The organism is Arthrobacter sp. SO3 (genome assembly GCF_020532825.1).
GTDB lineage: Bacteria > Actinomycetota > Actinomycetes > Actinomycetales > Micrococcaceae > Arthrobacter.
Genome location: NZ_MQTS01000019.1, coordinates 1 through 7,786, shown reverse-complemented (window position 1 = coordinate 7,786; position 7,786 = coordinate 1). Strand labels below are relative to the sequence as shown.

General features: G+C 63.4%; 9 protein-coding genes. 8 read left to right on the top strand and 1 reads right to left on the bottom strand.

The features are described 5' to 3' along the window. Positions 1–475: 475 nt before the first annotated feature. The 3 genes from BJQ90_RS02165 to BJQ90_RS02155 all read left to right on the top strand — a co-directional run bounded on the left by BJQ90_RS02165 (position 476) and on the right by BJQ90_RS02155 (position 2,905). On the top strand, positions 476–1,465 hold the full coding sequence (locus BJQ90_RS02165) for a DUF4041 domain-containing protein (RefSeq protein ID WP_226758672.1): 990 nt from the start codon (positions 476–478) through the stop codon (positions 1,463–1,465). Positions 1,466–1,470: 5 nt separating this feature from the next. Continuing rightward, complete coding sequence (locus BJQ90_RS02160) at positions 1,471–1,635, top strand: hypothetical protein (protein ID WP_226758671.1); 165 nt, start codon at positions 1,471–1,473, stop codon at positions 1,633–1,635. A gap of 100 nt (positions 1,636–1,735) precedes the next feature. Continuing rightward, positions 1,736–2,905 carry an exonuclease domain-containing protein gene (locus BJQ90_RS02155; RefSeq protein ID WP_226758673.1) on the top strand — a complete coding sequence of 390 codons (1,170 nt, stop codon included), beginning with the start codon at positions 1,736–1,738 and terminating at the stop codon, positions 2,903–2,905. A 110-nt stretch (positions 2,906–3,015) separates the two neighbouring features. Here the strand turns inward: BJQ90_RS02155 and BJQ90_RS02150 are convergent, their stop codons facing one another. Then, on the bottom strand, positions 3,016–3,255 hold the full coding sequence (locus BJQ90_RS02150; protein WP_226758670.1) for a hypothetical protein: 240 nt from the start codon (positions 3,253–3,255) through the stop codon (positions 3,016–3,018). 166 nt (positions 3,256–3,421) lie between these two features. Here BJQ90_RS02150 and BJQ90_RS02145 point away from each other — a divergent pair, with 166 nt between their 5' ends. From BJQ90_RS02145 to argE, 5 genes are all read left to right on the top strand, one after another. Further along, entirely contained in the window at positions 3,422–4,630 is a 1,209-nt protein-coding gene (locus BJQ90_RS02145) for an MFS transporter (protein ID WP_226758669.1), read from the top strand. A gap of 69 nt (positions 4,631–4,699) precedes the next feature. Then, on the top strand, positions 4,700–5,164 hold the full coding sequence (locus BJQ90_RS02140) for a GNAT family N-acetyltransferase (RefSeq protein ID WP_226758668.1): 465 nt from the start codon (positions 4,700–4,702) through the stop codon (positions 5,162–5,164). 125 nt (positions 5,165–5,289) lie between these two features. Continuing rightward, positions 5,290–5,466: a CsbD family protein gene (locus tag BJQ90_RS02135; RefSeq protein WP_226758667.1), complete on the top strand. Its 177-nt coding sequence runs from the start codon at positions 5,290–5,292 to the stop codon at positions 5,464–5,466. 134 nt (positions 5,467–5,600) lie between these two features. Next, positions 5,601–6,215 carry a helix-turn-helix domain-containing protein gene (locus tag BJQ90_RS02130; RefSeq protein WP_226758666.1) on the top strand — a complete coding sequence of 205 codons (615 nt, stop codon included), beginning with the start codon at positions 5,601–5,603 and terminating at the stop codon, positions 6,213–6,215. Between the two features lie 226 nt (positions 6,216–6,441). Beyond that, positions 6,442–7,686, top strand: a complete 1,245-nt coding sequence (gene argE / locus BJQ90_RS02125; protein WP_226758665.1) for an acetylornithine deacetylase — start codon at positions 6,442–6,444, stop codon at positions 7,684–7,686. Positions 7,687–7,786: the final 100 nt, after the last annotated feature.

Genomic DNA, 7,786 nt, shown 5'->3' with positions numbered 1-7,786 from the left:
GACCCACCTCCGCGTGGCCCACCCTGCCCTGACCACAAATCTGCCTTGTCAATTTCGCCAACTACATTGGCAAGCCACAGCGGTAGCCAGTTCTGCATCTTCATGAGGCCCGTATCAGCGGCAGCTCAACAGCCGCGAACAAGTAAGGCACCCGATCCGGGTCCGTCCCCCGAGTCGCCTACAGCGCGTCCAAAAGCACATTGTCGTCCGACTGACCATGAAGTCGGCCTTGGCATACGGGTCCGGGGCCCACGCTTTAGCGCCGGGGCCATCGACTCCCCAGTCACCAACTTCGTTGCCATCTGGGGACCCCAACTCGCGGCAGAACGCTTCGGCCCAGCTGATGAAGCCACCTTCCTCATCGGCCACCGCGGGGTGACTTGCCGTCTAGTTCACCGTCTTGCTCAGCGGCTATGGCGCCACGTCAACGGTGCCATTCTCGCGTCCGACGGCGGCTGGTCGGCGCTGTAGGGGCGTGGCGCCGGAGCGCCACGTTGCCGATCTGGCCCGCTGGATTGCTGCAGCGGAGCGGGAGTTGGCGGCGGCCAACGCCGAGCTCACCGCCGTCCGGAGCGAGGTCCTTGACGTCCGACAGGTCGCTGACCGGCACAACATCGGGTTCTACGACTACGAGCATCCAGCGGAGACCTCGGTTAAGCTCGCCGACGAACTGGCCGTCGTCCGCGCGCGCATCAAGGACAAGCTGCGTGAGAAGACCGCAGTCACCACCGTCTCCGGATTCACCTTCAACGGTTCCACAAGGGAAGGGTCCAAGTTCGTCCGCGACCTTTCCGCACTCCTGCTGCGCGCCTACAACGCGGAGGCCGAGAACTGCGTCAAGACGGTGAAAGCCGGCAACCTGCACACGGCCGCGGCCCGTCTCGAGAAGGCACGCGAGCAGATCGCCAAGCGCGGAACCATGATCGGCCTCCAGATCACCAGCGCCTTCCACGGATTGCGTGAGAAGGAGCTTGAACTAGCTGCTCAGCACCTAGAAGCCGTAGCTATCCAGAAGCAACTTGAGGCGGAGGCTCGCGCCGAAGCCCGTGAGACGGTGAAGGCCCAGCGCGAATGGGAAGCGTTGAAGGCAAAGCAGAAGAAAGAAGTGGATCACTACGCCAACGTGCTTCTCCAACTACAGGCCGCAGGAGACCTTGAAGGCGTCCAACGCGTCCAGGACCAGTTGGACGAGGCGGAAGCGAAGCTCGCCGACGCCGAAGACAACGCTCTGAACACGCGTGCCGGATACGTGTACGTAATCTCCAACCTCGGGGCGTTCGGTGATGGGGTAGTGAAGATCGGCATGACGCGTCGTCTCAACCCCATGGACCGTGTGCGGGAACTGGGGGACGCATCCGTCCCATTCCTCTTCGACGTGCACGTACTGTTCTTCTCCAGGGACGCGGTGGGCATTGAAACCATGCTTCACCAGCACTTCACCAGCACTTCGCCGGCCAGCGGGTGAACCTGGTGAACCTGCGCCGCGAGTACTTCTACGCGACCCCGGCCGCAGTTAAGGAAGCCCTCGTGGAGCACCACGTCGAGCTCGTCGAATACCAGGAGAACGCACCGGCCGAGGAGTTCGAGGCGTCCAAGGACCTGCGCGAGACCGGCCAGCTCGTTGGCGCGCGGTAGATCCGGTGCGAAGCCCGGGTCAGCCGGCGCGAGCGGCGAAGCACGCCAAGAATCATGAAACTAAATGCGAAATCGGAAATAGGGGATATCCGTGCATGAAATGAGCTTCACCGCCATCGATTTTGAGACGGCCAACAGTCAACGCGGTTCGGTCTGCGCAGTCGGCCTGGCAAGGGTCGTAAATGGAGACATCGTCGAACGGGCGTCTTGGCTGATCAAGCCGCCGAGCGGAATCGATCACTTTGAGCCCCGGAACGTCGGCATTCATGGAATCCGACCACAGGATGTTGTGACTGCACGTAATTGGGAAGAGTCACTCGCAAGCATCTTCCGATTCGCCGCTGGCGGCCACTTCGTGGCGTACAACGCCAGATTCGATGCGAGCGTCATGAGGGCTGCCTCTGAAGCGACTGGAATCGATCTGCCTCAGCACGACTTCTATTGCGCACTGGAACTCGCCCGCGGGCATCTGGATCTCCCGCGTCACAAGTTGAACGACGTCAGTGAACATTTGGAACTCCCGCCCTTTGAACACCACGAGGCCGGTGCGGACGCGATTGCCTGTGCCAGCGTCGTGCTTGCCATAGCCCGCATGCGACAACTTGAGTCCGTCGCGGAAATGTGGGCGGCCCCGCTTGGCGCGAATAGAGCCAAGGCTTCAGAGCCGAGTAAGACACGAACGCCGGTCGGCGGGCAGATCAACTACACGATCGAGCGGAACCTTCGCCTGGCTGATCTGCCGCAAGCCAATGCCTCCGCCGACCCGCAGCATCCCTTTTTTGGTCAAACATTCTGTTTCACGGGCGAGCTGCAGAGTTTCTCAAGGCTTGACGCCATGGCCGCGGTGGCGGACTGCGGAGCGACCAACCGTCAAGGAGTGACCAAGAAGACAACTTTTGTGGTCCTCGGGCGGTCAGACTCCACGCACTCGGCATCCGCCGGGGACTTGGGCTCTTCCGGTAAGGAACGCAAGGCCCTCGACTACATTGCCCTGGGCCAACAGATCAAGGTGCTGGGCGAGCGGCAATTCGTTCAGCTTCTGGGCCGTGCCAAAGTCAACAGGGAGGTCTTGCCGTCCGCGCCTATTGTGGCACCCGTCCTTGCTGAAACCAGACTAAATGCCAAAGCTGGGACATCGGATCGTCCTACTCTTGCCAGTACGCCACCGGTTAGTGGTCCCGGCGGCGCCGGCGTCCAACGCGTCCAGAACGGGCTTATTGAGGGCCCACCGTGGTTGATCAAACTGAAGCGAGTCTTTGGCCTGAAGTAACTGTCTGAACAGTCAATTCTGGATAGAGACCAGGCAACTTCTGGTCCCGGAACACGAAAGACGCAAGCGGACGACGGCGGGGAGTCCCCGCCGTCGTCCGCTCACGAGGTTCATTCCTCGGCGCTGAGGTTCCAGTGGATCCGGAGCGCCTCAGCAATTGGGCCGGCGGTGACGTCGACCCGGAAAGCAACGGGCGCGGTCCCCATCTCTTCGATGACCGAGTCGCGGTAAACGCGGCCGCATGAGGGACACAGGGTGTAGAGCTCCTCGTCCGCAGGCCATTTGGCCAGCCCGGCGGGAACCGGGCCGACCGGACCCTGCCATTGACCCAGTGCAGCCGTGACATACACCGGGCCCGATACCTCCGGCCCAGCGGCTTGAGGCGAGGCAAGGGCAGTTCAACCGGCTCGGCATAAGGTGGGTTGTCGGCAAATTGAAATGCCTAGTCAACTTATATCTGACAAAGGCGGAATCGTAAGAGGCGCGAGGTGCTCCTCACGAAGGACGGAAGAACGCATGGTGCCCGCTGCCACCCGGAACGCGCCGGACCGCACTGCCAGGATCGGCTTCGCTTTCATCGGTGTTCTGCTCATAGCAGTTAACCTTCGGGTGTCCTTTGTCAGCGTGGGACCGGTACTCGCGAACATCAGCAGCGACCTTGGGCTATCCAGTGCCGCAGCAGGGTTCCTCACAGGTCTTCCGCTCATCGCTTTCGCAGTATTCTCCCCACTGGCACCCGGCTTCGCTTCCCGTCTGGGTCTGGACCGGGCACTGTGGATGTCCCTGCTGATCCTCGCCTCAGGCATCGTGCTCCGCTCCTTACCGTTGCCCGGAGTCATCTGGGCGGGCACCGCACTGATTGGCCTGGCGATCGCGTTTCTCAATGTCCTGGTGCCCTCCCTGGTAAAGCGGGACTTTCCGATGCGGGTCAGCCAGGTCACCGGAGGCTACACCGCCACACAGGCCGCCTTCGCCGCGATCGGGGCAGCCGTCGTCGTTCCCGTGGCACAAACGTCCCCGGCAGGATGGCGGCTTGCCCTTGGAATCTGGGTGGGGCTGGCTCTCATCGCCATGGCGGTGCTCCTGCCGTGGCTGCGCCGGCACAGGTCAGGCACCGCGCACGCCACCGCGCCGAAGGTTTCCTACCGGTCGCCGTGGGCCTCAGCCCTGGGCTGGCAGGTGACAATCTTCATGGGACTGCAATCGATCGCCTTCTACGTCCTGATGGCATGGCTGCCCACGATCGAACAAAGCCAGGGGGTTCCCGCCACTACTGCGGGTATTCATCTGTCCGTATTCCTGCTCATCAGCGTGTTCGCCAGCCTTGCCGCAGGGGGCATCCTTCACCGTGGTTCGAACCAGCGGCTTGTTGCTTTTACGAGTGGCGGGCTCACATTCGTGACGTTTCTCGGGCTTGCCCTGGCGCCGGACCTCGTATTGCTGTGGGTCCTTCTTGGGGCCATCGGGTGCGGAAGCCTCATTGTCATCGCTCTGTCGCTTTTCAGCCTCCGGACCGTGAATTACCCGCAGGCAGCGTCATTGTCCGGGATGGCCCAATCAGTCGGCTACGGTCTCGCCGCGATGGGGCCGGTAATATTCGGTGGTCTTCGCGACGTGAGTGGAGGCTGGACGCTTCCGCTCCTCGTCACCGCGGGCGTCATGGCGGTTCTCGCCGTGACGGGTTTGCTGGTTGGACGTGACCGGGTGATCAGCGGTTCACCGTGATCCGCTCTTCAGCCGCGCTTTCTGGAGGTCAGGGTGGACACGGTTTCGCTCGGTGCCCAAGATGAGGTCATGACATCCGGCGGTTCTGCGCGGCGGGCGACGACGGCCGACGCCCCTGTGGTTGCCCAGCTGCTTCATGATTTCAACACTGAGTTCTCGACACCCACCCCGGACGTTGGCGAGCTTCAGGCGCGGTTGACGCAGCTCCTGGCGGGGGACGACGTGGTGGTCCTGCTGATCGGCGAACCGGCGAGCGGTGTTGCTGTGCTGAGTTTCCGGCCCAACGTTTGGTACCGAGGGCCGGTCGCGATCCTCGACGAGCTCTACGTCCGTGCGGAGCTGCGCGGTCACCGCCTCGGCAGCGCACTCCTGGACGCGGCCCTCGACCTGGTATGCGGCCGGGGCGGTGCACTCATTGAGATCAACGTCGACGGCGAGGACACGGATGCGCGCCGTTTCTACGAAGCACACGGGTTCACCAACACCGAACTCACCCAGACAGACCCAATGCTGTACTACTACCGCGAGCTCTAAATCGGGCACGTTGTGCGCGGCCGTCACGGCGCTGCGGGGTTGAGGATGGCCGCCGCGCCGGGCAGCGGATAGCATGAACTTGTGACCCCCGGCAGCCCGTCGGGCAGCACCCCAAGGAGGAAGCCATGGGTCTGGGCGACAAGATTCACAACGCGGCGACAAAGCTGACCGGCAAGGCCAAGGAAGCCACAGGCAAGGCAACCGGTGACAAGCACCTCAAGAACGAAGGCAAGGGCGACCAGGTCAAGGCTAACCTGAAGCAGGCTGGCGAAAAGGTGAAGGACGCTTTCAGGAAGCACTGACGACCGGCAGTGCCGGGACCTACCCGGGGGGTAGGGCTGTAAAGCCGCACGGGTTTGCGTGTGATCGATATTCCGCCAACTACCCTCAGATTCATTATCTTGACGATATCTTCACTATGGCGGACGATCGTGGGATGGAGAATCACGGCGAACACCCCCGCGCAGGTCAGGAATTCCCCGGCGTGGAGGATCAGGCCGAGCGTGCAATGACTGCCGTGGGGGCTCTGGTCCTGCAGCTGCGGCGTGAGGCAGGGCTCAGCATCGGGAACCTGGCGGCAGCGGCCGGCCTGAGTCCGGGCCTGCTCAGCCAGATCGAGCGCGGCCAGGGCAATCCGTCACTGACCACGCTGATCAAGCTGTCCCAGGCCCTGAAAGTGCCGGTCGGACGCTTCTTTGACACGAAGGAACAGGGCGGGGCGCTGGTGCGGCGCGATGAGAGGCGGCGCCTCGAAGTTGCCGAGGACAACCTCATCTATGAGCTCCTGACACCCCACATGAGCGGCCAGCTCGGCATGCTCCGGGCGCAGATTGCGGCCGGATGGGACAACGAGGATGCTCCCTTCAAACATGCCGGCGAGGAGTGCGTGACCATGGTGCAGGGCCGGCTCCACGTCTGCGTCAACGGAGTGGGGTACGACCTGGAGGAAGGCGATTCGCTGACCTACGACTCCTCGCTGCCGCACTGGTACCGCAATTCAACATCGGAAGACGCGGTGCTGATCGGCGCCATGACGCCGCCGTCGTTCTAGCTGCGGCCTTGCGCGGCGACCGGTGACGCAACCGTCGACGGCGGGCGCCGCCCGGAAGGCGAGCATGAAACCGTATTCAATTTAATGAACAAATCGCGCCCAAAGTGTTGACATGAGTGGTGGGTCCGCCAAATACTGATGGGACCGCGGAGCGCCAGCCAGCTGCCTACGCCTGCCGCAGCCGGCCACCAAGCTCCGTCCCGTCACCACCCCAAGGAACCTGCCCATGACGCCCGCCACCGCACCGGCAACCGCCGTTCCAGCCACCATCGATCCGGCCACCACAGCCCCCAGCGCCGCCGCGCTTGCCTGGTCCAAGAAGCTGGTTGCCTTCGACACCACCAGCCGCAATTCCAATCTGGCGATGATCCACAGCATGGCGGACGAGCTCACCGCCCACGGTCTCACCCCGGTGATCGTCCCCAGCCCCGACGGACGCAAAGCCAACCTCTTCGCCACGATTCCGGCCCAGGACGGCACCGTCACCGGAGGCATCATGCTCGCCGGGCACACCGACGTCGTCCCCGTGGACGGGCAGGCGTGGGACAGCGACCCCTTCACGCCCGAGGTCCGCGAGGGGCGGCTTTACGGCCGGGGCACCACGGACATGAAGGCCTTCAGCGGCGCCATCCTGGGCCTCCTGCCCGAGTTCCTGTCCGTTCCGCTGGCGGAACCGCTGCACTTCGCCTGGACCTACGACGAAGAGGTCGGCTGCCACGGCGCCGTAGTCCTGCTGGCCGAGCTCGCCGCCCGCGGGATCCATCCCCGCCTGGGCTTCGTCGGAGAGCCCACCAGCATGCGCCCCGTCTCCGCGCACAAGAGCAGCCAGCTCTTCCGGGTCAGTGTCAGCGGGATTGCCGCCCACTCCTCGATGACCACCACGGGCGTCAATGCGATCGAATACGCGGCCAGGGCCATTGCTTTCATCCGCTCCGTCGCCGACGAACACCGGCTGTCCGGCCCGTTCGACGAGACCTTCGTGGTGCCTTACACCACGGCCAATGTCGGCGTCGTCAGCGGCGGCGCCGCAGTGAATACCGTTGCCGAAAAGTGCGACTTCGAATTCGAGTTCAGGACCATCCCCGGAGTGAACCCGGAGGCAGTGATCTCCCGCATCGAGGACCACCTGGCCGAACTGAGGGCCGCCATCCAGCAGGAGAACCCCGCCGCGGACATCCGCATGGCCCCGCTGGGCACGGTCCCGGGACTGAGCCCTGTGGGCCCGCGCGTCGCACTGGAACTGGCCCAGGACCTCAGCGGCCACGCCGTTGAAGAATCCGTGGTCTACGCCACCGAAGCCGGTCTCTTCCAGCAAGCCGGAATCGACACCGTGGTGTGCGGGCCCGGCAGTATGGACCAGGGCCACACCGCCAACGAATACATCGAACTGACCCAGATCGCCGCCTGCGAGCGTTTTCTGCAGGCTCTCGCTGCCCACCTCGCCACGACCGATCGGACTGCAACGCCATGAGCCATCAAACTGCCCCCAGCCTAGTGTTCCGTGTTAATGGTTTGTTTGCGTTTCATCTTGCCCAGGAGATACTCCGCTGATTTGGTCCAGGTGAATGGTT